19 protein-coding genes and 2 pseudogenes are annotated in these 25,516 nt (G+C 71.0%); 15 read left to right on the top strand and 6 right to left on the bottom strand.

The window, feature by feature from the left end; genetic code table 11:
- The first annotated feature begins 5 nt into the window (after window positions 1–5).
- The 3 genes from OG906_RS33390 to OG906_RS33380 all read left to right on the top strand — a co-directional run bounded on the left by OG906_RS33390 (window position 6) and on the right by OG906_RS33380 (window position 4,084).
- Complete coding sequence (locus OG906_RS33390; RefSeq protein ID WP_329447762.1) at window positions 6–722, top strand: potassium-transporting ATPase subunit C; 717 nt, start codon at window positions 6–8, stop codon at window positions 720–722.
- Between the two features lie 121 nt (window positions 723–843).
- The gene (locus OG906_RS33385) at window positions 844–1,527 is read left to right on the top strand and encodes a response regulator (RefSeq protein ID WP_329447761.1); all 684 of its coding nucleotides are present in this window, start codon (window positions 844–846) and stop codon (window positions 1,525–1,527) included.
- Between the two features lie 10 nt (window positions 1,528–1,537).
- Window positions 1,538–4,084 carry an ATP-binding protein gene (locus OG906_RS33380; protein ID WP_329447760.1) on the top strand — a complete coding sequence of 849 codons (2,547 nt, stop codon included), beginning with the start codon at window positions 1,538–1,540 and terminating at the stop codon, window positions 4,082–4,084.
- 169 nt (window positions 4,085–4,253) lie between these two features.
- Here the strand turns inward: OG906_RS33380 and OG906_RS33375 are convergent, their stop codons facing one another.
- Window positions 4,254–4,619, bottom strand: a complete 366-nt coding sequence (locus OG906_RS33375; RefSeq protein WP_329447759.1) for a peptidase inhibitor family I36 protein — start codon at window positions 4,617–4,619, stop codon at window positions 4,254–4,256.
- A gap of 799 nt (window positions 4,620–5,418) precedes the next feature.
- On the opposite strand from OG906_RS33375, the gene OG906_RS33370 reads away from it, so the two are divergent.
- The 4 genes and pseudogenes from OG906_RS33370 to OG906_RS33355 all read left to right on the top strand — a co-directional run bounded on the left by OG906_RS33370 (window position 5,419) and on the right by OG906_RS33355 (window position 8,110).
- Complete coding sequence (locus OG906_RS33370) at window positions 5,419–5,553, top strand: hypothetical protein (protein WP_329447758.1); 135 nt, start codon at window positions 5,419–5,421, stop codon at window positions 5,551–5,553.
- Window positions 5,554–5,747: 194 nt separating this feature from the next.
- Window positions 5,748–5,918 (top strand): annotated as a pseudogene (locus tag OG906_RS33365) (glutaminase); the annotation flags it as partial.
- Window positions 5,919–6,039: 121 nt separating this feature from the next.
- On the top strand, window positions 6,040–7,689 hold the full coding sequence (locus OG906_RS33360; protein ID WP_329447757.1) for an amidohydrolase family protein: 1,650 nt from the start codon (window positions 6,040–6,042) through the stop codon (window positions 7,687–7,689).
- Between the two features lie 196 nt (window positions 7,690–7,885).
- Window positions 7,886–8,110: a GNAT family N-acetyltransferase gene (locus tag OG906_RS33355; RefSeq protein WP_443067437.1), complete on the top strand. Its 225-nt coding sequence runs from the start codon at window positions 7,886–7,888 to the stop codon at window positions 8,108–8,110.
- 315 nt (window positions 8,111–8,425) lie between these two features.
- Here OG906_RS33355 and OG906_RS33350 read toward each other — a convergent pair whose 3' ends face one another.
- Window positions 8,426–8,839, bottom strand: a complete 414-nt coding sequence (locus OG906_RS33350) for an SgcJ/EcaC family oxidoreductase (protein WP_402301722.1) — start codon at window positions 8,837–8,839, stop codon at window positions 8,426–8,428.
- 208 nt (window positions 8,840–9,047) lie between these two features.
- Window positions 9,048–9,398, bottom strand: coding sequence for a carboxymuconolactone decarboxylase family protein (locus OG906_RS33345; RefSeq protein WP_329447754.1), 351 nt, complete (start codon window positions 9,396–9,398; stop codon window positions 9,048–9,050).
- Between the two features lie 143 nt (window positions 9,399–9,541).
- On the opposite strand from OG906_RS33345, the gene OG906_RS33340 reads away from it, so the two are divergent.
- From OG906_RS33340 to OG906_RS33315, 6 genes are all read left to right on the top strand, one after another.
- Window positions 9,542–10,450 (top strand): LysR family transcriptional regulator, encoded by a 909-nt coding sequence (locus OG906_RS33340; protein WP_329447753.1) that lies wholly within the window; start codon window positions 9,542–9,544, stop codon window positions 10,448–10,450.
- 552 nt (window positions 10,451–11,002) lie between these two features.
- Entirely contained in the window at window positions 11,003–11,902 is a 900-nt protein-coding gene (locus OG906_RS33335; protein WP_329447752.1) for a GNAT family N-acetyltransferase, read from the top strand.
- Window positions 11,903–12,148: 246 nt separating this feature from the next.
- On the top strand, window positions 12,149–13,399 hold the full coding sequence (locus OG906_RS33330) for a serine hydrolase domain-containing protein (protein WP_329447751.1): 1,251 nt from the start codon (window positions 12,149–12,151) through the stop codon (window positions 13,397–13,399).
- Window positions 13,400–13,531: 132 nt separating this feature from the next.
- Complete coding sequence (locus OG906_RS33325) at window positions 13,532–14,335, top strand: alpha/beta fold hydrolase (protein WP_329447750.1); 804 nt, start codon at window positions 13,532–13,534, stop codon at window positions 14,333–14,335.
- Window positions 14,332–15,639: a PP2C family protein-serine/threonine phosphatase gene (locus OG906_RS33320; RefSeq protein ID WP_329447749.1), complete on the top strand. Its 1,308-nt coding sequence runs from the start codon at window positions 14,332–14,334 to the stop codon at window positions 15,637–15,639. The genes OG906_RS33325 and OG906_RS33320 overlap by 4 nt, the downstream gene beginning before the upstream one ends.
- Before the next feature lie 8 nt (window positions 15,640–15,647).
- Window positions 15,648–15,992 (top strand): STAS domain-containing protein, encoded by a 345-nt coding sequence (locus OG906_RS33315; RefSeq protein ID WP_329447748.1) that lies wholly within the window; start codon window positions 15,648–15,650, stop codon window positions 15,990–15,992.
- A gap of 42 nt (window positions 15,993–16,034) precedes the next feature.
- On the opposite strand, the pseudogene OG906_RS43685 reads toward OG906_RS33315, so the two are convergent.
- Window positions 16,035–16,217 (bottom strand): annotated as a pseudogene (locus OG906_RS43685) (virginiamycin B lyase family protein); the annotation flags it as partial.
- Between the two features lie 13 nt (window positions 16,218–16,230).
- Complete coding sequence (locus OG906_RS33305; RefSeq protein ID WP_329447747.1) at window positions 16,231–18,657, bottom strand: eCIS core domain-containing protein; 2,427 nt, start codon at window positions 18,655–18,657, stop codon at window positions 16,231–16,233.
- Between the two features lie 836 nt (window positions 18,658–19,493).
- Between OG906_RS33305 and OG906_RS33300 the strand changes: the two genes are divergently transcribed.
- Both OG906_RS33300 and OG906_RS33295 read left to right on the top strand, forming a co-directional pair.
- A complete protein-coding gene (locus OG906_RS33300; RefSeq protein WP_329447746.1) occupies window positions 19,494–20,510 on the top strand; it encodes a trypsin-like serine peptidase in 1,017 nt (338 codons plus the stop codon).
- A 59-nt stretch (window positions 20,511–20,569) separates the two neighbouring features.
- A complete protein-coding gene (locus OG906_RS33295) occupies window positions 20,570–22,843 on the top strand; it encodes a hypothetical protein (RefSeq protein WP_329447745.1) in 2,274 nt (757 codons plus the stop codon).
- A gap of 225 nt (window positions 22,844–23,068) precedes the next feature.
- Here the strand turns inward: OG906_RS33295 and OG906_RS33290 are convergent, their stop codons facing one another.
- On the bottom strand, window positions 23,069–25,516 hold the full coding sequence (locus tag OG906_RS33290; RefSeq protein WP_329447744.1) for a hypothetical protein: 2,448 nt from the start codon (window positions 25,514–25,516) through the stop codon (window positions 23,069–23,071).

Genomic DNA, 25,516 nt, shown 5'->3' with positions numbered 1-25,516 from the left:
CTGCGATGAACAACTCTGTGGGCAACACCGCACGCCTGATCGGCGCCGGCCTGCGGGCGCTGCTGGTCCTGACGGTCATCTGCGGCGTGATCTACCCGCTCGCCGTCACCGGCATCGCCCAGGCCCTGTTCAACGACAAGGCCAACGGCTCCGAGGTCAAGGACAAGAGCGGCCAGGTCGTCGGCTCCTCCCTCATCGGGCAGACCTACAACCTGCCGAAGCAGAACCCCGACGACCCCGAGGAATCCGCCAAGCCGGACCTCCAGTGGTTCCAGCCGCGCCCCTCCAACGGGCTGGGCTCCAACAGCGTGAACACGCAGTACTCGCTGATCCTCTCGGGCGCCACCAACCGGTCCGCCGACAACGGCGCCGTCAACGGCCTGTGCACGGCGGGCGCGGAGGAAGGCACCCTGTGTGCCCAGGTCGTCGCCGCCAAGGACTCGGTCGTCACCGACAACTCGACCACCTCCTACAAGGTCAAGCCCGAGGACGTGCCGGCCGACGCCGTCACCTCCTCCGGCTCCGGCCTCGACCCGCACATCTCCCCCGGGTACGCCAAGATCCAGATCCACCGGGTCGCCGAGCGGAACAAGCTCGACGTCAAGCAGGTCGAGAAGCTCGTCGCCGACCACACCACCGGCCGCACCCTCGGCTTCATGGGCGAACCCCGCGTGAACGTCCTCGAACTCAACACCGCGCTCAAGGCACTGACCAGGGGCTGACGTTCCCCCGAACAGGGGTCGGAGCCGGCCTGGCGCGAAGCTCCCCCAGCCACTGCTGGGAGGTGGCCACGCGCCCCGCCGGCTCCGACCCGTATCCACCGACTGAGGAAGGCCCACACGGATGATCAAGGTGCTGGTGGTGGAAGACGACACCCAGCTCGTCCGCGCGCTCAAGATCAACCTTGAGGCGCGGAAGTTCGAGGTGGAAACGGCTTCCGACGGGCACAAGGCCCTGCGTCTGGCAGCCGTCCGCAAGCCGGACGTCATCCTGCTGGACCTCGGCCTGCCCGACATGGACGGCATTGACGTCATCAAGGAGGTGCGGGAGACGAGCGGCGTGCCGATCCTCGTCCTCTCCGCCCGTCACACTTCCGAGGAGAAGATCCGCGCCCTCGACGCGGGGGCCGACGACTACGTGACGAAACCGTTCAGCATGGACGAGCTCCTCGCCCGGCTGCGGGCCTCCGTCCGCCGCCGGGAGGTCTCCGTGCCCTCCCCCGAGATCGCGGTGGTCACGACGGAGGACTTCACCGTTGACCTGGTGGCGAGGAAGGTCCGGCGAAACGACCGCAGCGTGCGGCTGACCCCCACCGAGTGGCATCTCCTGGAGATCCTGATCACCCATCCGGGCCGGCTGATCAGCCAGCGGAAACTGCTGCTCGACGTCTGGGGGCCGACGTACTCCGAGCACACCAACTACCTGCGGGTCTACATGGCCCAGCTCCGGCGCAAACTGGAAGCGGACCCCTCGCATCCGAGATACCTGATCACCGAGCCCGGCATGGGCTACCGCTTCGAGGGATGACGTAAACATCATGGGACGCGGCAAGTTTCGTATCTACCTGGGCTCGGCCCCCGGCGTCGGCAAGACGTACGCGATGCTCTCGGAGGGCCACCGCCGGGTGGAGCGGGGCACCGATGTCGTGGTCGCCTTCGTGGAGCACCACCACCGTCCGCGCACCGAGGTGATGCTCCACGGGCTGGAGCAGATCTCCCGGCGCGAACTTGGCTACCGGGGTTCCACGTTCACCGAGATGGACGTGGACGCGGTCCTTGCCCGCCGGCCCACTGTCGCCCTCGTGGACGAGCTCGCGCACACCAACGTGCCCGGCTCGCGCAACGCCAAGCGCTGGCAGGACGTGGAGGAACTCCTCCAGGCCGGTATCGACGTGGTCTCGACCGTCAACATCCAGCACCTGGAGTCACTCGGCGACGTCGTGGAGACGATCACCGGGGTGCGGCAGCGGGAGACGGTGCCGGACGAGGTGGTCCGCCGCGCAGACCAGATCGAGCTCGTGGACATGTCCCCGCAGGCACTGCGCCGACGCATGGCCCACGGGAACATCTACAAGTCCGACAAGGTCGACGCGGCCCTGTCCAACTACTTCCGCCCCGGCAACCTGACCGCCCTGCGCGAGCTCGCGCTGCTCTGGGTCGCCGACCGAGTCGACGAGTACCTCCGCGAGTACCGCGGTGAGCACAACATCCGCACCACCTGGCAGGCCCGCGAACGCATCGTCGTCGGCATCACCGGCGGGCCGGAGGGCCGTACCCTCATCCGCCGCGCCGCCCGCCTCGCCGAGAAGGGCTCGGGCGGCGAGGTCCTCGCCGTCTACATCGCCCGCAGCGACGGACTCACCGGCGCCTCCCCCAAGGAACTCGCCCTCCAGCGGACCCTGGTCGAGGACCTCGGCGGTACCTTCCACCACGTCATAGGCGACCACGTGCCCGACGCGCTGTTGGAGTTCGCACGCGGTGTGAACGCCACCCAGATCGTCCTCGGCGTCAGCCGCAGACGCTCCTGGCAGTCCGTTTTCCGGCCGGGCGTCAGCGCCACCGTCGCCCGCGAGTCCGGCCCGGACCTCGACGTGCACATCGTCACGCACGACGAGGCCGCCAAGGGCCGCCATTCCCTGCCGGTCGCCCGCGGCGGACGACTCGCCAGACCCCGCATCATCTGGGGCAGGCTGACCGGCATCGCCGGCCCGGCACTGCTCACGCTGCTGCTCAGCCGGGTCGTGCCCGAGCTCGGGCTCGCCAACGACATGCTGCTCTTCCTCACGTGCACCGTGGCGGCGGCGCTCCTCGGCGGCCTGCTCCCCGCGCTTGCCTCGGCCGCCTTCGGCTCCCTGCTACTGAACTACTACTTCACGCCACCGCTCCACCAGCTCACCATCTCCGACCCCAAGAACATCGTCGCCATCGCGATCTTCGTCGGCGTGGCCGTGTCGGTGGCTTCCGTCGTCGACCTGGCCGCCCGCCGCACCCACCAGGCGGCCCGGCTGCGCGCCGAGTCGGAGATCCTCTCCTTCCTCGCGGGCAGCATCCTGCGCGGCGAGACCGCCCTCGACGCCCTGTTGGAGCGGGTTCGCGAGACCTTCGCCATGGAGTCCGTGGCGCTGCTGGAGCGCGGTACGGAGGTGGACCCGTGGACCTGCGCGGGCAGCACCGGACGGAATCCGGTCGCCCGCCCGGAGGACGCCGACGTCGACATGCCCATCGGCGAGAACATGGCGCTCGCCCTGACCGGGCGGGTCCTGCCCGCGGAGGACCGCCGGGTGCTCGGCGCGTTCGCCGCGCAGGCCGCCGTCGTACTGGACCGCCAGCGCCTGGTCGACGAGGCGGAGGAAGCGCGGCGCCTGATCGAAGGCAATCAGATCCGCACCGCGCTGCTGGCCGCCGTCAGCCACGACCTGCGCACCCCGCTCGCCTCCGTCAAGGTCGCCGTCACCTCGCTCCGTTCCACCGACGTGGAATGGTCGGAGGAGGACCGGGCCGAGCTCCTGGAGGGCATCGAGGACGGCGCCGACCGCCTCGACCACCTGATCGGCAACCTCCTCGACATGTCCCGCCTCCAGACCGGGACCGTCGTCCCGATCGTCCGGGAGACCGACCTCGACGAGGTCGTGCCGATGGCCCTGGCCGGCGTACCCGACGACAGCGTGGTCCTCGACATCCCGGAGACGCTGCCCATGGTCGCCGTGGACCGCGGTCTGCTGGAGCGGGCCGTCGCCAACATCGTCGAGAACGCCGTCAAGTACAGCCCCGCCGGTGAGAGCGTCCTGGTGGCCGCCAGCGCCGTCGCCACCCGGCTCGAAGTCCGCGTCGTCGACCGCGGACCCGGAGTCCCCGACGAGGCCAAGGACCGGATCTTCGAACCGTTCCAGCGGTACGGGGACGCCCCCGGGGGCGCCGGGGTGGGCCTCGGCCTCGCCGTGGCGAGGGGCTTCCTGGAGGCCATGGACGGCACCCTGACCGCCGAGGACACCCCCGGCGGCGGCCTGACGATGGTCCTCAGCCTGCCCCTGAAGGACGGGGCACCACAGCGCCTCCCCGACCTGCCGGCCGGGGCCACGACCTGATCCCGAAGGCCCGTGCCCTGAAGGGCCGATCAGGGTACGAGGGACATGATCGTCGAGTTCAGACGCCGGTGGATCTTCGGCGCCTCCGTCGGATTGCAGACCGCCGGTGGATGGGGTAGCGCGAGGCAGGGGCGGACTCCGGCGAGCACCACCCTCATGCCTGGGCCGTTCAGCTGCAGTTGACCCAGTTGTTGGACTTCATGTAGTGGCCCACGCCGTCGGACTTCCTGGTGCCCTTCGGGATGATCCCGCTGGAGCCGGTGTAGTTGGTTCCCGGGTACCACTTGAGGTCACAGGAAGCACCGTGGTTGTACCACGACCTGAAGTTCTGGAAGACCGCGTACTGGGTCAGGTTGGAGTTGCCGCCGGCGATCTGCTGCCTCTGCCCGGTGTAGTTCTGTCCGGACCAGACACAGAAGTAGCCCGAAGGGCAGTCCGACGCCGCCGCGCCGGCAGTTCCTGTACCCACCGCCAGCAACCCGCCGGTAAGCGCGAGCCCGGTGACGATTCCTGCGAGGTTCCTCGTCATGCCCATGTCTCTGTCTCCTTCGACGACAGGGCCTAGGACCCGACCGTCCGACCCACGAGACGGCCGGAGGAGGGAAAGCGCCTGTCGGAGCGGAACTCGGCCTGAGTGTGCCGGGGTGTCTCGGGGCGGGTCTTGTAGAAAACGGCGAGCCAGGATGTTGATGACCGCAGGTGCCGTCCGCCTTGTCCGCGGGCTGGTGGGCCACCTCCGCGATCAGCCTGCCGGCGCATGCGCAGCTGCTCGGGGGGAACGCCACCGGATGCTTGCGGACGCTGCTGGACGGCGGGGGCGGTGACGGCCTACCGCAGGTGCAGCCCGCCTTCCGGCCCTCGCTCCTTACCCTGATGGTGACCGCCGCGCCGGCGGGCGGGGACGCCGGGTACGCCGAGCGGTTGCTCGCCGACGCGGAGGCGGACGCCGGTCGGCTCGGTCTGCCGTTGCCGTGGGCGTGCGTCCATCGGGCCGGCGCCCAGCTGCGGTCTCCGCGCGGCTGCGGCGGGCCCCTTCTCGACCTCGCCGGTGAGTGGGGCGAGCGTCAGTTCAGGACGGCGTCCAAGATCTCCTCCACCCAGTACCCCAGACGGTGCCGGCGGCTGCAGAACCGCTTCGGGCGCCGCCACCGGCTTCGCTGGTCGAGCGGCCGACGGCACTGCTTGCAGTGCTTCACACGTGTCCGATCCCCCATGGCCTGTGACTCTAACGGCCACGAACGGGTTGTCGGCCATCGGGCCTTGGCCGGCGCCCGCAGGTTCCAACCGTCATACGCGGGCTGCGACACCACTGCAACCCTCGGGGCGTTGGTGACGTGACCCTCGGGAGTACGACGACGGGTCGCAGTTTCGTCATGCTCTCGGCGTACACGGGAGGCAAGACGGGAGGGAAGGCGGCGGCCGTATCCCCGTTCCTCGACGGCAACGAGGAGTGGTGGCTCTACCGCTGACGTGCACCGCTCACCCGACGATACCGAGTGGTGCTCACGCCACTCGGCCGTTCCGCCCGGACGAGGCAGAACCCTCCTCACCACCCGGACATCCAAACCCCCGCCGATCTCACCGTCCCGGACAACCGGCCGTGAGGCTCCGGTGGTTCCTCCCGCGCTGCGTGGCCGCCCTCATGTGGGTGCTCACTCCCCCGGTGACCGCACCCCCTCGCCACATCGTGGGCGGCGGCATCGTCGCGGTGATCCCTGGCCGCGGCGCCCTGTCCGTGTGGAGATCGGCCATCGACCGCCACGGCAACTCCGTCGCCGGAGTCACCTGCCTCGACACCTTCACGACCTTCACCGGCTGGTCCGTCTTCCAGTGAGAGGAGAAGGCGTGCGACAACCGCCTACGGGGGATTGCTCAGAGGACGGGATCGGCAGACCCGCTGCCGGGTGCACGTGGCCCATGATCCGTACCATCCCCGAGACGGACGCGGAGACGACGTGAGGCACAGGAACAACGCGGTCCCCCTGCTCGCCGCACTGACCGTGAGTGGCGTGCTCGCACTCGGCCCCGCCGCGTCCCCGCCGGCCGCTGCGGATCCCGGTGTGCTGCTCAGAGGCACGGTGGTCACGATGAACGACGCGGGGGACGTCTGGCCGGACGCCTCTCTCTGGATCAGGTCCGGCCGGATCGAAGCCGTCGTCAGGGCGGGCGGTCGACTGCCGCCGGGCGCGCGGTCGGCGCGGGTCGTGGAGAGCGGCGGGGTCATCTATCCCGGGATGATCGACCTGCACAACCACCCCGAGCACGCCGCGTACCCCCTCATGCCGGTGCGCAAGGCGTACAAGGACCGCTACGAGTGGCGGTTCTACGACGACGGGTACAACCGGCGCATCACCTACAGCGGGTTCGTCCTCTCCAGCCCCGACTACTACGACCTGGGGGCGGAGTTGGGCCGGTACGGCGAGTACAAGGCGTTGGCCGGCGGCACGACGTCGCTGCAGGGTGCGGACGCGGGGCTGCCGAGCAGCGCGCGCGGGTGTCTGGTCCGCAACGTCGAGACGGCGGACGTCGGCCCGCACGGCGTCGTGAGCCGGGTGGATCTGGGGCGCGATGCCCGCGAATGGGCGGACCTGTCGCGGGCGGAGCATGACGGCGTACTGCTCCTGCACCTGGCAGAGGGGGTCGGGCAGCGCATGGCGGACGAGTACGGGGCCGTCCAGCGCAGCGGTCTGGTGGGGCCGCGGCTGATCGCGGTGCACGGCGTCGGGCTCACCGCGGACCAGCTGAACGACATGGCAGAGCGCGGCGCGCAACTGGTCTGGTCGCCGCTGTCGAACTTCCTCCTCTACGGGAGCACCGCCGATGTCGCCACCGCGAAGGCCGCCGGACTCGGCATCAGCCTGGGCGCCGACTGGGCGCCTTCGGGCAGCAAGTCGATCCTTGGCGAGCTGAAGGTCGCGGACCTGGTCAACAAGCGCCGGCTGAAAGGGCTGTTCACGGACCGGGAGCTGGTGGAGATGGTGACCCGCAACCCGGCCCGGGCGCTGGGCTGGGACCGTCGTGCGGGCCGGCTCGCGCCGGGCTACTTGTCCGACCTCGTGGTGCTGGACGATCGGAACGCCGATCCGTACCGCAATCTGATCGAGGCCACCGAGGAGAACGTCCGGCTGGTCTCGGTGGACGGCGGCATGCTCTACGGGGACGAGCCGGTCATGGCGCGGGCCCGGCCCTCGCGGGACACCGAACCGACTGCCCGCTTCCCCGGCGGCCGCGTCAAGGTGAGTGCCGTCGACTGCCCGGGTACGAGCCTGCCGCCGATGCCCCTGGCCGAGACCGAGGACCGGCTGCGGCGTGCCCTGGCGATGGATCCCGGGTTCCTGCTGGAGCGCGTACGGCCGAAACCGGACTCCGTACGGCGTATCCGGGCCGAACTGGCCCACTGCCCGGGTGGCCCCCCGCCGGGCGAGCTGACGGCGGCGGACATCGCGCGCGTCCTGAGCTGCCGCCTGGGCCTGCCCTTCGAGGAAACCCCTTTGAGCCCCCTGACCACCTCCGAGGACCCGGGCTGGATGCCCCGGCTGCTGGCCAATCCCAATCTCCCGGCCTACCTGAAGGAGCTGCCGGACTACTACGAGCACGTCCGATGACATGCCGGCGGCCTGCCGGTTGGTCGACGACAGCGGCCGGCTTCGCAGGTGTTCCTGTTCGTTGACTCCGTTTGTAGGCGGGTTCGGACTCCACGTGGAGGCCGGAGGGACTCGTTTGGTCGGTGCGAAGTGACTCCGCTTCGGGCGGCGTCGGTCAACACGGCGGGTCCCGTGACGAGCGTTGACCAGCCGCGGTGTGAGGAGGGGCGGTGCTCGGCCGGGATCTCGGGCCCTGTGCGACTGGGGCTGGGACACCCTCGACGTCCATCGCGTCGAGTGGTGGGCCATGGCCGGGAACACCGGCTCGCGTGCCGTCGCCGAGAAACTCGGCTTCACCGTAGAAGGGACACTGCGCAATCGCGGCATCGCCAACGACGGCAAGCCGCACGACTGGTGGGTGGGCGGGCTGCTGAGGCCCTGATGCCCGGTCCGATGCTTCGCCGGCTGCGTGTGCTCTTCTGCAGGGAAGTTCCCGGCTCGGACAGTTCCCGCAGAAGCGCCACACCCATTGATCATCGGCGGGCAGCGGTGACGTGGCAGTGTCCGCACGGGTTCTTCGGGTGTGACCAACAAGTGGGCCCGTGCGGGCCTTGACCCGTCCCTCCTTCTGCGGCGTCTGTTGAGACAGCATCGGGCGGTGGCCACCACCCGCTACGGCAAGCGCCGATACGTCTACCTCCGCATGGCCACCGCGGTGGCCCTCACGATCTGCCTCCGCACATGATCGACGGGCACGCTAGTCGGTAACGACCCCCGTGTTCTGGCAGGCGGTGAGCAGCCACCGGCCGTCGGCTTGCTTCGAGATCACGTACAGCGGGGCGCCCTCACTCTCCTCGTCCGGGGCCAGGTAGCGCTGACGGACCTTGACCGCCGCTACGTCGGGGCGGATGAAGAGCACGTGGACCACCTCGTAGGTGACCTCGCCGTCCCAGTTGGCCGCGGGGAGGACCTTGCGGGTGAACTCCGAGATCGCGTCGAGGCCGATGAGGACCTTGCCGTGGGCGGTCGTCCAGACCGCGTCCGGGTGGAAGAGGCCGAGGAACTCCTCGGGGTCCTTGTTCCGCTGGGAGTGCTCGACGGTGGCTACGAGCCGGCTGATCGCTTCGATGTCCGCCGCGTGGGGTGTGGATTCCGTGGTCATGTGGATCATCGTCACACCTCAAGCATGATTGAGGTCAAGCGTGTGGCGATGGGCAGATCCCGGGCATCCAGCGCGATTCCAGCGCAAGTTGCGCGGCGCCGTGGGCACACATGCGCGAGACGGTCCGCGAAGACCGTCCCGCACTCATGACCAGCCCGCTGCACGGCCCACACTCCAGCCGTTGCCCAGCGGTGATGCAGAAGTCCGGCGGGGCTTACTAGCCGTGGGCGGGCGCCGAGGCGTGGGTGTGCTGTTCATAGAGGCGGTCGGCCAGCAGTGCGTGCGCGAGTGTGCCGCCGGCGCGGACGGAGGCGGTCACGAAGGCTGCCTCGGCCAGTTCCTCGGGGGTTACGCCGTGGCGGCGGGCGGCGGCCGTGTGTACGTCCAGGCAGTAGGAGCACTGGGTGACGAGGGCGACCGCAACGGAGATCAGCTCGCGGTATCGGCGTGGCACCGCCCCGTCCTCCCGGTCCACGGCCTGCTGGAAGGCGACCCACGCGGCGAATTCCACGGGGGCGTTGCCGCCGACGGAGCGGGCGCGGTGGAGGTCGTCGGGGTGTGCGTACATGTGCGGGCTCCTGAAGCGAGGGGCGGGGGTGCGGGCGGCGGGCCTGTTGCCCGGGCGCCTGGCACCACCTCACCGCGGTCGCCGCGGTGCTGTCCAAGACCGGTTTCGGGAGGACAGCTTCGTTCTCGGTATCGTGGCTGGTCATGGACTTGCGGGCATTGCACTGTTTCGTCGCCGTGGCCGAAGAGGGCCACTTCGGCCGCGCCGCCGTACGCCTGCGTCTGGCCCAGCCTCCGCTGAGCCGCCGTATCCGGGAGCTGGAGGCCGACCTCGGGTGCCGGCTGTTCGAGCGGATCCCCACCGGGGCGCGGCTCACCCCTGCGGGCGAGGTGCTGCTGGCAGAGGCGCGGGATCTTCTGGAGCGGGTCGAACGCGCCCGCGAGCGGGTCCGCGACACGGTGGCCGACCGGTTGCTCGTACTGGGCACGGTCGCGGGCGCGGGCCTGGAGGTCGGCCCGGCGGCGCTGGCCGCCTTGCGGCGCATGCGCCCGGGAGTGCGGGTGCGGCTGCGTGAGGCGGCGGTCACCGATCCGACGGCGGGCTTGCGCGAGGGTCGGGTGGACCTCGCGCTGACCCGTCTGCCCTTCGACACGGCCGGCCTGACGGTTCGGCTGCTCGGTGAGGAGCCGCTGGTCGCGGTCGTCCCTGCGGACGATCCGCTGGCGAGCCGCCCGCGCCTGCACGTCACGGAGCTGGCCGACCGCCCGCGTTTCCGCCTGCCCCCGGGGACCGATGCCCGATGGCGGGCCTACTGGCTCGCCGCCGAGGAGGACGCGCCAGGCCCGGTCGTGACCTCGGTCGAGGAGTGCCTGCACGCTGTCGTGTGGGAGGGCGCGGTCGGCCTCCTCCCGGCCGGCGCCGCGCGGCGGCACGCGCGGCCCGGCATCGCTTTCGTACCCCTCGACGGCCATCCGCCGAGCCGTGTCGTCATCGCCCGGCCGGCAGCGGTCACCGACCCGCTCGTCGACGCGCTCGCGGATGCCCTCGACGCCGCGGGACGGGCACGGGCAGGACAGGGGCGGCGCGACAGGGCCGCACCCAGCCACTGGTAGCTGCGGGCCGTTTACCGACTGGGAGCGCAGGTTCGACTACGTGCACCTGCAGGGTCTCACCCCGGCCGGGCATCGGGTGCTGCCGTTCCTGTACTCGGACCACCGCCTGGTGCGCGCCAACCTCGGTGCAGTGGGCTCCAGTTGACCGCGGGCGGCCGGAGGGTCGCGCAGCGGGGCAGTCCGCGGGTGTCGGTGAGGCCGATCCCCTCCGGCTCCCGGCCGCGCTGCACGGCGACGTGTACGTCCCGGTAGGGCCCGCAGTCCCGACCGGGGCGCTCGCGGCCGTGAGGCTGCGGACGGCGCCATCCACGGTATGCAGTGGCCTGAGAGCGCTCTGCGTCGTCCAGCGAACCTCTCCTTCAAGGGGTACGAATATCCGTGGCCGGGCCCATGGCAGGTCACGTACTGTGTGGCTCCACGCCCTGAGAGGGACGGAAGGAGGCGAGTGCCGTGCGGTTCACACCATTCCAGCGCTCCCTTTTCCGCTGTCCCGGCGTGGTTCGTGAGTTCTGACCGGGAGCGCTCCAAGCAGCCTGTATCCCGGAGGAATCCATGACCGATCCGGTCATCCGCGCGCTCTCCGCGAGCGACGCTCATCTCTTCGACGCACTCCCCGACCCCCTGGGCGCCCGTGAAGGCCATCGGCGTACCCGGTTCCGCCCCGACTGGAAGCGCGTCGCCCTGCGCGACGGCGAGGTCGTCGCACGCGGCGCGTGGTGGGGCGGCCCCGACGACTCGGAGCCCGTCAACATCAACTGGTTCGACGTGGCCGAGGGCGAGGAGGAGGCCGGGGCCGAACTCCTGCGCTCCGCTCCCTGGCAGGTCGAACTCGAGATCAACCTGCCCGGCGACTGGCGGGAGAAGGCCGATCTGCGCGGCGGCGCCGAGGCGCGCTTCGCCGCCGCACGAGCCGCAGGGTACGAACTCCTGGTGGAACGCTTCCTGTACCGCTGGACCTCGGAGCGAGGCCTGCCCGAGCGGCCCGGACGCCTGCGTTTCAGCGCCGAGCCCGACGACGCCGTGTTCTTCGACGCGTTGCGCCGCATCCACTCCGTCACCCTGGACGCCCACGCGCTCCGGGCCATCGGGGAGGGCGGTCTCGACCAGGCCGCTCAGGAGGAACTCGACTTCTTCCACTGGTGCCCCTCCCCGCGGGAGTGGTGGCACCTCGCGCACACGCCGGAGGGCGACCTGGCCGGCATCCACATCCCGGCCCACAACCCCTCCGGCCCGACCATCGGCTTCATCGGAGTCGTGCCGGAACAGCGCGGTCGCGGCTACGCCTACGACCTCCTCGCGGAATGCACCCACCTCCTCGTCGAGCAGGGGGCGGAGTCCGTGAGCGGAGCGACGGACCGGGGCAACCTCCCCATGGCCGCGAACTTCGCCAAGGCCGGCTTCCCCGTCATCAGTGAACGCATCAACTTCCACCCGGCGGGCCCAGCGGCCTAGGTCCTGTCGTCAAAGTGGCGCCGGTAAGGCCCGCGGTGAGCGGTTCGGACCGAGGGTGGGTCCGGACCGCTGCCGGCCTCGAACGCCTCGCGGCGGCCGGCGCTGGAGCGAGCGGGGGCGGACGCTTCGCCACTCCGATGGGCGTGACCTGGATGCGCCCGTCCGCTCCGCCCGTGACGCTGGCGAGAAGGCCGGACATCTCGCTCGCCGGGGACCGGAGAGATCGACACACGGAGCCGTGGACCCATGGGCCGGTACAAAGGACGCTCGCTCGGTGGCCTGATCCTGCTCGTAGTCCTCGCAGGGTCGGCCTGCCAGTCGCCGCAGGCCGGCAGCGCGGTGTCGGGCGGCAGCGACAGCGGAGCTCTCGATGCGCGGACCGAGGCCAAGGTCAAGCAGATCGTTCGCCGGTTCAAGGACACGAACCGCACCCCGGGGGTCCTGGTCGGCATCTGGAGCCCGAAGGGGACCTTCGTCAGTGCCACCGGCGTCGCCGACCTCGCGACGGGGGCGCCGCTCCGTACGGACATGCAGTTCAAGATCGCGAGCCAGACCAAGACGTTCACGGCCAACCTCGTCCTGCAACTGGTGGGCGAGGGGAAAGTCGCCCTTGAGGACCACATCTCCAAGTGGGTGCCTGGAGTCCCCAACGGGGACCGGATCACGATCCGCCGACTCCTCAACCACACCAGCGGCCTCGCCGACGGTTTCACCTCGCCCACCGTCCAGGGGAAGATCCCCACCGGCTGCACCGTCGCGGAGCTCCTCGCTGCCGAGTCGAAGTTCCCCCCTGTCGCGGCTCCCGGCGCCAAGTGGTCGTACAGCAATTACGGTTACAACCTGCTCGGCCGTGTCGTGGAGCTGGCCGGCGGCCAGGATCTGAGCACCGCGGTCCAGCAGCGCATCGCCCGGCCCCTCGGACTCCGCCGCACCCTGCTCCCGACCTCCGGCAACGGCCTCACCGCACCCTTCACCCACGGGTACGGACTGGGTGATGTGGGCCCCACCCAGGCGCCCACCGCTGCCGATGACGCGACGGTCATCCCGGCGTCGTGCCTCTGGGCGCACGGAGCCATGGTCTCGACGCTCTCGGACATGCGGATCTGGTCCCGCGCCCTGGCGACCGGTGCGCTGCTCAAGCCCGAGGTCTGGGCCGAAGCGACCAAGGACCCGATCCCCTTCGTCTTCACGGGGAACTACAACGGGCCCGGCACGTGGCGGTACGGACTGGGCTTCGTCGAGTCGGGCGGGTTCATCGGCGGAGAAGGCAGCTTCGCCGGCTATGAGTCCACCACCATGTACTCGCCCACGCTTCGGACGGCGATCGAGGTGGTGTCCACCAAGAACCCCAACGCCATCACTCCTCCCCCGGCGTTTCAGGCCCTCGCCATGGCGGTCTACGGCACCGGGCTCGGTTTCGGTCTCACGCCCGAACAGGCGCTCGCGCCCACGTTCACCGGAGCGGCGGGAGTGCCGGACGCGCGGCCGAGGAAATAGGCACCGCCCGGTGCGAGGGCGCGCCGGTGACCGGCGCCGATGATCCCTTCGGTGGTGCCGCGGCGGCGGAGCCTGAACCGCCCCCCTGCTACGCCTGCCGGATGTCCGCGGGCGGGGTGCGAGACTGACGGAATGGATATCCGTCGCAGGAACAACGTCACCGTCACGGGTCGTACGGACGGGCGTGTGCTCCTGCTGGCGCACGGGTTCGGCTGTGACCAGAACATGTGGCGCCTGGTCGTCCCCGCGCTGGCCGAGGACTTCCGGCTGGTGCTCTTCGACTACGTGGGCTCCGGCCACGCCGACGCCTCGGCCTGGGACGAGCAGCGCTACAGCTCACTGGAGGGCTACGCGCTGGATGTGCTGGAGGTCTGCGAGGAGCTGGACCTGCGGGAGGTGACCTTCGTGGGGCATTCGGTCAGTGCCATGGTCGGGGTGTTGGCCGCGGCCAAGGCGCCGGGGCGGTTCTCCCGGCTGGTGATGGTCGCCCCCTCGCCCCGCTACATCGACGAGGCCGGATACCGGGGCGGGTTCGACGCGGACGACATCGACGAGCTGCTGGAGTCCTTGGAGTCGAATTATCTGGGGTGGTCGGCGGCGATGGCGCCGGTGATCATGGGCAACGCGGACCGCCCGGAGCTCGGCGAGGAGCTGACGACGTCGTTCTGCGCGACCGATCCGGACATGGCGCGGGTCTTCGCCCGTACGACGTTCCTGTCCGACAGCCGCGAGGACCTGAAGACCGTGACGGTGCCGACGCTGGTTCTGGAATGCGAGCAGGACGTCATCGCTCCCCGCGAGGTCGGGGCCTACGTCCACGCGGCGATCCCCGGCAGCCGCCTGGTCACGTTGAAGGCGACGGGGCACTGTCCGCAGCTGAGCGCACCGGAAGCCACCGCCGGGGCGATCGTCGAGTTCGTCGGGGTTCGCCGATGATGTGCGGCGTCGACGAGGACCAGGAGCCCGACAGAGAGTCGAACGTCGCCGCGACGGACGCGGCGTTCACCTCCCTGTTGGAGGACAGCGCGGAGGAGCTGTACGAGCAGGCTCCGTGCGGGTACCTGTCGACGCTGATGGACGGCACCATCGCGAAGATCAACACCACCCTGTTGGAGTGGCTGGGTCTGGAACGCTCGGCGGTGGTGGGTCGGATGTGCTTCTCCGATCTCCTCACGGTGGGCGGCAAGCTCTACCACGAGACGCACTTCGCCCCGATGTTGCAGATGAGGGGCAAGATCAGCGGCATCGCCCTGGACATCAAAGCCTCGGGCAAGCAGCGGATGCCCGTCCTGGTCACCTCGAAGGTGAAGACCAGCGGTGAAGGGGAGCCGTTGCTGATCCGCACCACCGTCTTCGACGCCCGAGACCGGCGCTCCTACGAGAGGGAACTGCTGCGCGGCCGCCAGGCGGCCGAGGAAGCGCGCCGTGAGGCGGAGGAGGCACGCCGGCAGGCAGAGGCCGACCGCGAACGACTCCAAGAGGCCCTCGCCGTCCTCCAACAGAGCCTGCTGCCCGCCGCTCTGCCCGCCATCCCCGGTCTGGAAGCCGGCTCCTACTACCACACCGCCTCCCCCGACATGCTCGGCGGAGACTTCTACGACCTGTTCCCCCTCGACGCCGGCCGATGGGCGTTCTTCCTCGGCGACGTGTGCGGCAAAGGCCCACAAGCCGCCGCGGTCACCTCCCTGACCCGCTACACCCTGCGGGCCACCGCCATGCACGACCCCGACCCCGTCAACGTGCTGACCACCTTGAACACCGTGCTCCACGAGCGGTACAGCAACGGCAACCCCCGCTACTGCACCGCCATCTTCGGGACCTTGCACGCCGCAAGTGACCGCGTCGAGGTTCGCCTGGCCTCCGGCGGACACCCCTCCGCGTTGATCCAACGCGCCAACGGGACCGCCGACTACCTCCCCACCCCCGGCGGAATGCTCATCGGCGTCCTGCCCCACGTCCAGTTCACGGCGGCCCACACCGAACTGCGCCCCGGCGACACCCTGCTCCTCTACACCGACGGCCTCACCGAGGCCCGCGTCGGGCCCGACCGCGCCCTCTACGGCGAGGACGCCCTACGCGCCTTCACCACGAACCAGCCGCCCGCGGGCCCGCAAGCGCTGATCACCGCGCTGACCGGACTCCTGACGGGGTTCGGCGACGGACTCGACGACGACACCGCGCTGCTCGCCCTCGGCGTACCCGCCCCGCTCTCCACCCCGCTGCCCGCCCCCGCCGAGTGAAGACCGGCATGAGCCCACTGACGATCACCGCCCGAGACGCCGCCACCGGTCCCGTACTGGAGATCAACGGAGACCTCGACCACGCGACGGCACCCGAACTCCGCAAGGCACTCGACGGCCTGACTCTTGCCGCCAGGCAACTGTTGCTCCTGGACCTGGCCGGTCTGGAATTCTGCGACTCCAGCGGCATCAGCGCCCTGCCGGCCGCCCGCAACCTCGCCACCGAGCATGGCGCCGACGTGGCCCTGGCCGCGGTCCCCGCCGACATCGCCCGCATCCTGCGCGTCGTCGGCCTCGACCGCGTCTTCAGCATCCACCCCGACACGTCGACCGCCACCTCGGCAGCCTGCTGACCGACAAGACCCACCACGACGCGCCTCTCCGCCGTGCACGGTGATCCGGCCGATCCGGTGGTCGCGGTAGCGGGTGAACCACAGAGCGCCGTCCGGTCCGGCGGTGACGAGGGTGGGGCCGCAATCGGAGGAGTCCAGTGCGAACTCCTCCACGTGACCTCTCGACGGCGTGAGGCGCGCCAGGCGACCTCGGTGGACGAGCGTGCACCACGGGTTGTGAGGGATCAGGGGTGCCGGGTCACGGGTGCTTCTTCCTGCCCTTCTTCGGGCGCCTCTTGACCATGACCGGCTCCATGTCCGCGCCGATCATCAGGCCGTCGTCGTGCCGTGAGGGCCCGGCTTCCGGAGCGGCGTCCGGCACGGCGGTCTCCGGTTCCACGAGGTGGAGCATGACCTGGGCGCGCAGGGCGAGGATCCCGTCGTGCAGGCGGCCGAGTTCGTGGGTCATCGACGGATACTCGCGGAGCTGAGTGAGCAGCGTGCTGCGGGCATCCGGTCCCGACCCCTCGTCCAGGGCGCGGACCTCGCCCAGGAACCCGCGTACCCGGACGTGCATCGCCTGGATGTCGCGGTGGTACTGCCGGATCGGTTCCAGGACCTGAGCGATGGCAGCGGCGGCCTCCGGGCCCTGGTCGGCGCTGGTCTTCAACTGGGCGATCAGGTCCGCCACGTCCTGCTCGGCGGCCGTCAGCTCGCGGTCGAGAACGCCCATGCCCGCGACCAGGTCCCGCTTGGCGCTGCCCTTCCGGTGGCGGTCGAGGTCCTTCTCCGGGTCGAGCATGTTGTACGGGACCCCGTAGTTCTGCGCGATGTCCATCACCTCCTGCAAGGGGTGGTAGGCGAGGTCCGAGGTGTGGTCGTAGTCCAGGCGCCAGAAGGCGAACGTGCCCCAGGCCACCGCGCTGAGTTCCGAGATGGTGCCGCCGACGGCCTTGGTCAGGCCGAGCATCCGCATGGCGGTGAACGAGGACCCGGCCCACACCGGCAGGTGGTGCCGCCGGGCCAGTTTGGTGCTGTCGGCGTACTCCGCGCGCGTCGAGGAAATGTTCCGGACCCGGTTGCCCGGGATCCGGAAGGCCATCTGCCCGCGGTCCTCGGTCGTACCGGTCCGCTTCCCGTCCGCGTCGATCTCCGTGGTGGTGAGGTTCATCCCGTCCTCGTCCGGGACCGTGCCGTTGCCGGCGGTCTCGGCGTTCCACGGCTTGCGCGGGCCGAAGAACTCCATGAGGTCGTGCAGGACGATGATCTTGTCGCGGAAGGTGAACCGCGTGGGCTGGTTCAGCACCTTCCCCATACCGCCGTTGATGGCGGTCCGCAGCCGCTGCCGGACGGGCTCGGGGATGTCCATCTTCGCCTGGATCACCCGGTCGTAGTACTTCTGGTAGTGCCCGAACTCGTGCAGCCCGTCGTGCCCCTGTCCCGGGGTCAGCCCGGTGTCCAGTTGCTGCTGCACGTCGTTCCACCGCCCGCTCTCGTCGGCGGGCGCGTTCCTCTGCTGCTCGTCGACCCACTTCCGGACGCGCAACAACAGCGACTCCAGGTGCAGTTCGACATCGCTGTTGTTCTTCACCTCCTCGGCCAGCTCCTTCTCCCGGTGGCGGTTGTCCTTCGCCTCCACCCAGCCGACGAGCGCCCGCGCCAGGTCGCTGTACCCCGCGTAGGTACGGTCCTGCTGCTTCGACCCGAAGTCGGGGTGGGACTTGGGGCCACGGGTGCCGGGGACGCCGGAGACCCACTTGTGCAACTGGTCCTTGACGGTGTCCTGATGGCGTCGCAGCGCGGCCGTCTCGTCGGAGGAGAGCGTGCCCTCCCCGGCGACCTGTTGGAGGAGGAAGGCCAGCAGCCCGTCGGCATCCGTGGGGGCGCCGTCCTTCTGCGCACGGGTGCGCATGTCGGTGGCGTTGCCGTCGGCCAGGACGATCTTGACGGTTCGCTGCACGGCGCCGGTCGGAGCCGCGGCGACGCGCCCGCCTCCCGCCGGCCCGTCGGCCGCGACGCCGTCGGCCTGCCCGGCCGCGGACGGGGACGGTGCGACCGGCCTGCTCATCACCTCGTCCGCCTTGGCCTCGGCCGAACGCTCCCCGGCGTCACCGGGAGCGGACATCCGTGTTCCGTCACCCTGGGGCGTCCCGGGCACGGAACCGTTCTCCTGGTCGATGGTGTGGGCGATCTCGTGCGCGACGGTGTGCTTGTTGCGCAGCGCGCCCGGGGTGAAGACCATGTGCGAGCCCGAGGTGTACGCCTCGGCGCCGATCTCCGCCGCCGAGTCCTGCGCCCGGGTGTCGGTGTGCAGCCGCAGATGGGAGAAGTTCCGCTGGAAGCGGCCCTCCATCTCGGTCTTCAGCGGGCCGTCGAGGGGCACTCCGGGAGTGTTCAGCACGTCCAGGACCGCCGACTTGCGCTGGACGACGGGCGCGTGGCCGCAGCCGTCGCCGTGCCGGTGGGCCTCCGCGCCCGGGTCCTCCCGGTCCCGCGCGAGCCGCTGCACCAAGGCCGCGTTGCCCGCCGCGCCCTGTAGGGCGGCCGCCTGCTGCGGCGTCAGCGCCCCGCCTGCCGCAACCCGCTGCGCCGCGGCCTGCGCGAAGGAGGGCGCGGACAGCCACCCCGGACGTTCCGTCCGGCCGGCCGCCGGCCCTTCGACGTTCGACTCCCGTTGACTGCGCATCCGTCCTCCCACCTACGGCGGCGACGGCCGCCGGTCCCTGTCTAGACCAGGTGCCCCGCACGGGGGAAGGACCGCGAGGGCAGGAAGTCCTGACCGCCGGGGCAGCGGCTCCCGCCACGCTCTGATCGAGCAGGCCGTGCGGCCGGGTCGCGGCCCCGGCACGATCCGAAGGAGCCGGCCTACGGGGGCCGGCCGGGACCGGCGCCGGGAGACGGGCCTCGGCGGTCCGCTTGCCGTCGCTGTCGCCGCCGACGCACAGGGAGCCGAAGCCTCCGCCCACGTACGGTTCGTGCATCCAGGCCGTCTTGTTGGGAACGATGCCGTCCGCGAAGACCTTGACCCCGAGGATCGCGAGGCGGCGCGGATCGGCGTCGGACTCCCCGAGGGGGGTGAGGGCGCGGGCGAACTCGTGGGCGGTGCTCGCCATTCCGGTGGTGAGCAGCAGGACACCGACGCGGGCGGTGAGTTCGTCGTCGGCCGGCAGCCGGGGGTAGACGTCGAGGGTCTCGGTACCGAGCGAGCCCCTCGTGATGTCGTCACCGCCGGGGCCGAGGCCGGGTTCGGTGTAGCTGGTCACGCCGAGTCGGGCGAGCGTGGCGAGGGTCGCCCTGATCGCGTCGGTCCGCTCCTGCCAGTCGAGCGGCGGCAACGCGTTCCGCGGTCCGCGTACGTGTCCACAGAAGGTGCGGCTGCGGGGCGGGTGACCCCGGGCACAGCCGCTCCGGACTCCAGTCGTCGGGATGGTTCGCGGGTCGGACTTCCCGAATGCCGCTGCCTGCCCGGCCCGGCGCCCAGTAGCGTGTCGGTCCAGCAGCGCCGCACCGACGGGGGCAGGCATGGAGTACACGCAGATCTTCGCCGACCGCGAGGTGCGGGAGGAGTTTCTCGACCGCTTCCAGGAGATCAGGGACGCGGTCGCGGCGTCGGGGGGTCTGGAGAGCGTCGGGGCTCTGGAAGGCCTCCTGGACGTGGACCGGGCCGCGGGCGCCGTCAAGGCGATGGCCGAGGGGACCTGGCAGGGCGACGAAAGCGGCTTGGAGGCCATCGTCAGACAGTTCGGCAGGCCGGTCTACCTGGTGCGACGCGACACGTTCGCCACCGTGGCCGACGCTCCCGACAACGAAGCCGAGAGCCTCGTGGTCGCCGCGAAGGTGGGGGCCGCTCGTCGCCGCCTTGAGGGCGTCATTCCCAGCGTGGGACGGATCGATCTGCGCAACCACGACCTGGAGTGGGTGGGAACCGCGTGGGTGGTGGCCGAGGGTCTCGCCGTCACCAACCGCCACGTGGCGGAGAAGTTCGCGAAGAAGGGCCGCGGCGGCTTCAGGTTCCGCGCGAACCCCTTGGCCCAGGTGCACGCCTACGTCGACTGGCGCCACGAGCACGGCCGGACACAGGAATCACGGTTCAAGGTGACGGAGGTGGTCTGGATCGAGCCGGACTCCTCTCCCTGTGACGCCGCGTTGCTCAGGCTCGCTCCGACCGGTGAGAACGGCGAGCCTCTGCCGCCGCCGATCGAGCTGGCCAAGGGCAAGGAAGGTCTCACCGTGGGCCGTTGGGTGGGAGTGATCGGCTATCCCTACATCGGGCAGCGCGACGACCCCGAGGACCGCAAGCGCATCTTCAACAACATCTTCGAGTGCAAGCGGCTTGCCCCGGGGCAGGTCATCTCGTTCGACGGCAACCGGTGGATCCATCACGACGCGACGACACTCGGCGGCAACTCCGGTTCCGTCGTCGTGGACCTGGACACCGGACGGGCGCTCGGCCTCCATTTCCAGGGCCTGGCAGGAAAACGCAACTACGCCGTACCCGCCGGGGACATCGCCCGTCTCGTTCGCCAGCGCGCCTCGTGAGGGTGGAGGCTCCCGATCCGGGTTCTGCGCTCCAGGCCGTCACCAGCCCCGGCGCCGGAATGCACTCGACCCATGACGTCAGGGCGAGGATCGCCGAGGCCGAGTCACGGGTCGCCCGTCTGGAGCGCGGCGGCAGTCAGGTGGCCACTGGTTTTCTGGTCGGGCCGGCCCTGCTGTTCACCGCGGGGCACGCGGTCCGGTTGTCACTCGGCGCGTCCGGTGTGGGGCCGGTGGCCGGGATGGTGGCCGTGTTCCCTCCGCACCACGACCCGGGGCATGCCGCCGCACAGGACGCTGTGCGGATTCCCCTGACCGAGCTCCTCGACTCCAGCCCACCCGCCCCGGACGACCCGGTGCCACTCGGCATGAAGACCGCCGAGGACGGCCTGGACTTTGCCTTCGTCCGCCTCGCCGCCCATCCACCCGATCTGGTGGAGCCGAACGGCCTCCTGCGCCCGAGGGGTTACTACAAGCCGTTCGAGGAGGACCACGCCTTCGGCAGCGGGCCACTGGCTCTCTTCCACTACCCCCTGCGGCTCCTGCTGGACTACAGCAAGGCCGAGAAGGTCCTGCGCTCCGGCGAGTGCCGTGTCCGGTATCGAGGCGCGAACACCTTGGACGGCTCGTCCGGCGGCCCCCTCGTCACCGAGGACGGCCTTCTGGTGGCCATGCACCACGGCCACCACAACGGCATGAACCAGGGCATCCCTACCTCCCTCATCGCCTCCCGGGTCCTGGCGGGACCCCACGGCGAGCTGCTGCGCGACGCCCTTGCCAGCCCGCTGCCGCGCGTCCGGGCTCCGGAGGATGCGGTGCGGCGGGGCGGGGGCGACGCGACACCGGGCGGCGGCGCACGGGCCATCGGAGCCGCCATGAGCGCGCTGCTCGGCTCCCGTCCCCCTGGTGCCACGGTGCCGGGCCCGGGCGGTCGGCCCCTCAGGGTGACCGGCGCCCGGCAGGTCGCCGAGTGCTTCCGAACCGCCGACCCCCGAGCGGTCCCCGGCATCGAGCCGGTGGTCGAGGCCGCCCGCGCGATGGACGCGGCATCCGGAGACGGAGCGCTGACGGCGGCGGTCCTCGCCGCGGCCCTGATCGGGGAGGCCGCCGACCAGCACGCCACGGGCGGCGGATTCCGGGAGCTGCTCCGGGAATCCGTCGAGGCGCTGAACCGTGCTCGCGCCGCCTTGGCTGATCAGGCAACGCCGTGTTCCCGTCCGGACGCCGTCGCCCGCGGTGTGACGGCAGACCCGGAGGTGGCCGAGGCGGTCTCGGCCGCGGCACTTCTCGCCGGCCCGTACGGCGTCCTGATCTGCGAACCCGGCGTGACCCGCTCGATCGAGAAGCCGACCGTACGCCAAGGCCTTCGCGTGCCCGGCGGGCGCGCCTTCCCGTACGCCGCCGACGCCCCCGGGACCGACGCCTGGACCGGCCGGACCCGGCTCGTGAAACCGTACGTGCTGCTGCTCGACTCGGTGACCGGCGAGGGCGAGGCCTTCCACAGACTGCGCGACCATCTCGCCGCAGAGGGCAGCCCGCTCCTGGTCCTCACCACCACGGACGGCTGCGATCCACGGGGCGGCCTGCTGCGGGCCCTGTGCGATCCGGCGGACGGACCGGTGCCGACGGTGGTCCGTGTCCCCGCCGGCCGGCAAGGGCACCAGCGGCTGCGGTCCTTGGCCCTGCTGACCGGCGCCACGGCGCTGACGGAAAGCTCCGGCGTGCTCCCGGGCACCGCCTGGTTCGACGTCCTGGGCCGAGTCGACCTGGCGGTCGTCTCCGCGTCGCAGACGGTGCTGGTGGGCGGCGGTCACGATCCGCGCATGCTGAACCGGTGGACCGCCTCCGCCCGTGCGCTGTTGGACCTGGCGGCCTCTGACGACGAGCGATCGGCGTTGCAAGAACAGGTCTCCTGGTTGACCTCCCGCGCCGTGTGCCTGGCCGTCGGCGCGGATACGGAAGCGGCGATCGCCGCCCGCACCGAGTCCGCCGAACGGGCGGCGCACGCCGCGCAGGCCGCGTTGCGGTGCGGCACCGTGCCGGGTGGCGGTCTCGCGCTGCTCCGTGCCCGGGCCGCTCTCCCGGACGGCGCCGGGAATCCCGGGACCCACGTGGTGCGCACGGCGCTGGCAGCGCCGTTCCGCGCGCTGGCGTCGACGGCCGAACTGGCCCCGGACGATGTCGAACGGTGGTGTGCCGTCGGTGATCCGGACGTGCTCGACCGTGAGCCGTCGACCGACCTGTTCGCGGACCGGTCGGAGGATGCCGCCGAGACCGTGCTGCTCGCCCTCGACACCGCGAAGGCCGCGCTGATCGCCTTCCTCGCCGGCTCCTGACGCCCAGACGGCTGGGCCGGCTCTGTCGGATCTTGCCGGGGCGACAAGGTCCGACAGAGACGACCTAGTGCTGTGGCCGGAACGGTTTGCCGGGTCGCGGTGTCCGGTGCGGTGCCTCGCAAGGCGGAGGACTGCCGCTTGTACGGGACGTACTCGGGCGGTTCGACAACGCGGCGAGGTGCCGTGCCGGGCGCCGTGACACGGTGAACCTTTCCGGCCACAGCACTAGGACCGCGTGCTCGCGTCGGTGGGTGACCCGCTCAGGTGCTCCTGCACGTTCTTGTGACGGAACTGGTAGACACCGCCCACCTGCCGCAACGCCGACACCTTGTGGGCATGTTCCAGGAACCCCATGAGGTCGCGTGGAAGGTCACCCCGGAGCCACAGCCAGGAGCGCGCCACGACATACCGCGGCCAGGGACGGACGGCGATGGGGGCCCACAGGGCCAGGACGATGAGGAGCACGCTGCCCTCGGCGACCTGCCCGCGGCCGGTCGAGGAGGTCGCCATGATCCAGGCCATGGCGAGCCCGGCCACCGCGGCGATCACCAGAGCCCACCCGGCGACGAGCCTCCGGTCCCCGCGCAGGAGAATCCGCGGGGACGTGGAGTCGTCGGCCGGCGCCGGTGTCTGCAGCCAGCGCAGGAAACCTGACACCAGCCCCAGGACCATGCCGACAAGGGCGAACAGGAGCACGGAGGCCAGCACGTAGGTGGGCCGATTCATTTGAACGGCTTCGGGCCCGCGGACGGTACGCAGGGTCCACCAGATGAGAAGCCCCAAGGCGGCCCCGGCGGCGAATCCCACGCCCGCTCCGCCCGCGACGCGGCGCAGGAAGCCGGTGCCGCGGCGGAACCAGCGCGGTCCCCGTACCGGCCCGCCCGCACCGAGGAGACCGGCGGGTATGCCGAACAGCAGGCCGCACAAGGTCCCGATGAGCAGCCCGACGGCGGGACCGTTCGCGACGGAACCGATGAATCCCAGGATTCCCCCCATCGGCAACCCGACAGCGAGAGCGGTCGACGTCCGCGCGAGCCGCGGGTCCCCCGCGCGGCTTCCCGACGGCGCCTCCGCCTCCGGGTTCTCCCGGCGCGGTCGCCGCGCCGCGGACCTCTTGAGCAGGAACTCGTCCAGCCACGAAGCCACTCGGTCCGGCCCCCACCACGACACGAGCATCCCGGTGCCCAGCGCCGCCGAACCCAGGAGGAGCGCCGCCGACGCGCCTTCCCCCGCGTCGACCGCGGATGCCGTGGTGATGCCGCCGGCCACGGCCGCGAGCAGTCCCAACAGGCCGCCGTAGACGCCATGGTGGAGCGCACCGCTCAGTTCCCACCAGGCGAGGTCGGTTCGGTTCGAACGCTCCAGGTGGCGGGCCAGAAAGGACAGGTGCCGCCGCGCGTCGGGCCAGACGTCCGGGTTCAGCCGGTGGTCGAAGAGGACGCGCACCGCGTTCTCCAGGATCGCCGCCCGGACGGCGTCGGGGGCGGCACGCGCCAGGCGCCGGAACGGCTCCTCGTCGCCGGCGTCCGTGTAGCCGTACAGATCGGCGAACAGGGTTGCGGTCAGGGGCGAGGTCAGTGCCTCGCCGAGGGCCGCGAGCAGTTGGGGAGTGACCTCGCGTGCCGGGCCACCCTGAGCCGCCACCGCCTGCGCCTGGACCCTCCATCGCCTGGCCGACGATGACTCGTGGGAGCTGCCGGCGGTCGGTGCCAGCAGGGACCAGCGCGGCGGGGGCATCGGCACACCGTGCTTGCGTGCCTCGGTCACCTCGTCCTCCAGCACCCCCCAGCCGTGTTCGAGGCGGCCGAACAGGTCGGCCCATTCCTCGTGGCTGGGGCCGCCTTCTCCGAGGCTGGCACGCAGGTATGCCATCACGTGCGGAAAGGCCAGCTCGCGTGCCTCGGTGACCGAGGCGCCATGCAGCACCGGCCCGAGGGACAGGGCTTGCTCGTACTCCTCTGTGCGGCACGCGAGAATCACCGGTCGTGCGGTGGCGAACTCCCTGCGGATGCGGTCCAACACCCTGACGACACGCTGCTTCGGGACCTCGTCGAGCCCGTCGAGACAAGGCAGCACATCGCCTCGGTGGAGAAGGTCCCTCGCGGAGGCCGCCGACCCCACCTCGGGGTACTCGGCCGCCAGCCGCCCGGCCAGCCAGTCCAGCAGCCCGTGACGCCTTGGATCGTAGGAACTGAGGGAGAACAGGACAGGCACGGGCGGCGAGGCCTCGGTTCCCTGCGCCCGAGGACCGTGTTCGGCCAGGTCGAGCTCGCGTGCCCGGCACAGTTCGAGCAGGAACAGCAGGAGCAAGGTCGACTTTCCCGAACCGGCCGGGCCGATGATGACCAGCCGCTGTGGAACGAGCGCGGTGAAGGATTCGACCAGTCCGGGCATGTCCGCGGTGGTGCCGGTGAGCCCGCGCGTACGGCCGTCGGTCAGCCTCGGTGGCGCGGGCGCCCACTGCGTGTGGAGCAGTCGCGGGCGCTGGAGGTGCGGGGTGAGGCCCCGCTTGTCGGCCTCCTCGGACCAGTCCCGCCACACGGACGCCTGGAGCCGGTCCAGGGCCCTTGCCCGTTGGGGCCCGACGAGCAGTTCGTCCTTGCCCGGGCGCAGTCCGCGCAGAAGCAGCACGCAGCCGACGGCGACAACCGCCAGGACCAACCACACGTGCAT

This window comes from Streptomyces sp. NBC_01426 (assembly GCF_036231985.1).
Classification (GTDB): Bacteria; Actinomycetota; Actinomycetes; order Streptomycetales; family Streptomycetaceae; genus Streptomyces.
The sequence above is the reverse complement of the archived record's forward strand: the minus strand, read 5'-3'. Positions and strand labels throughout refer to the sequence as shown.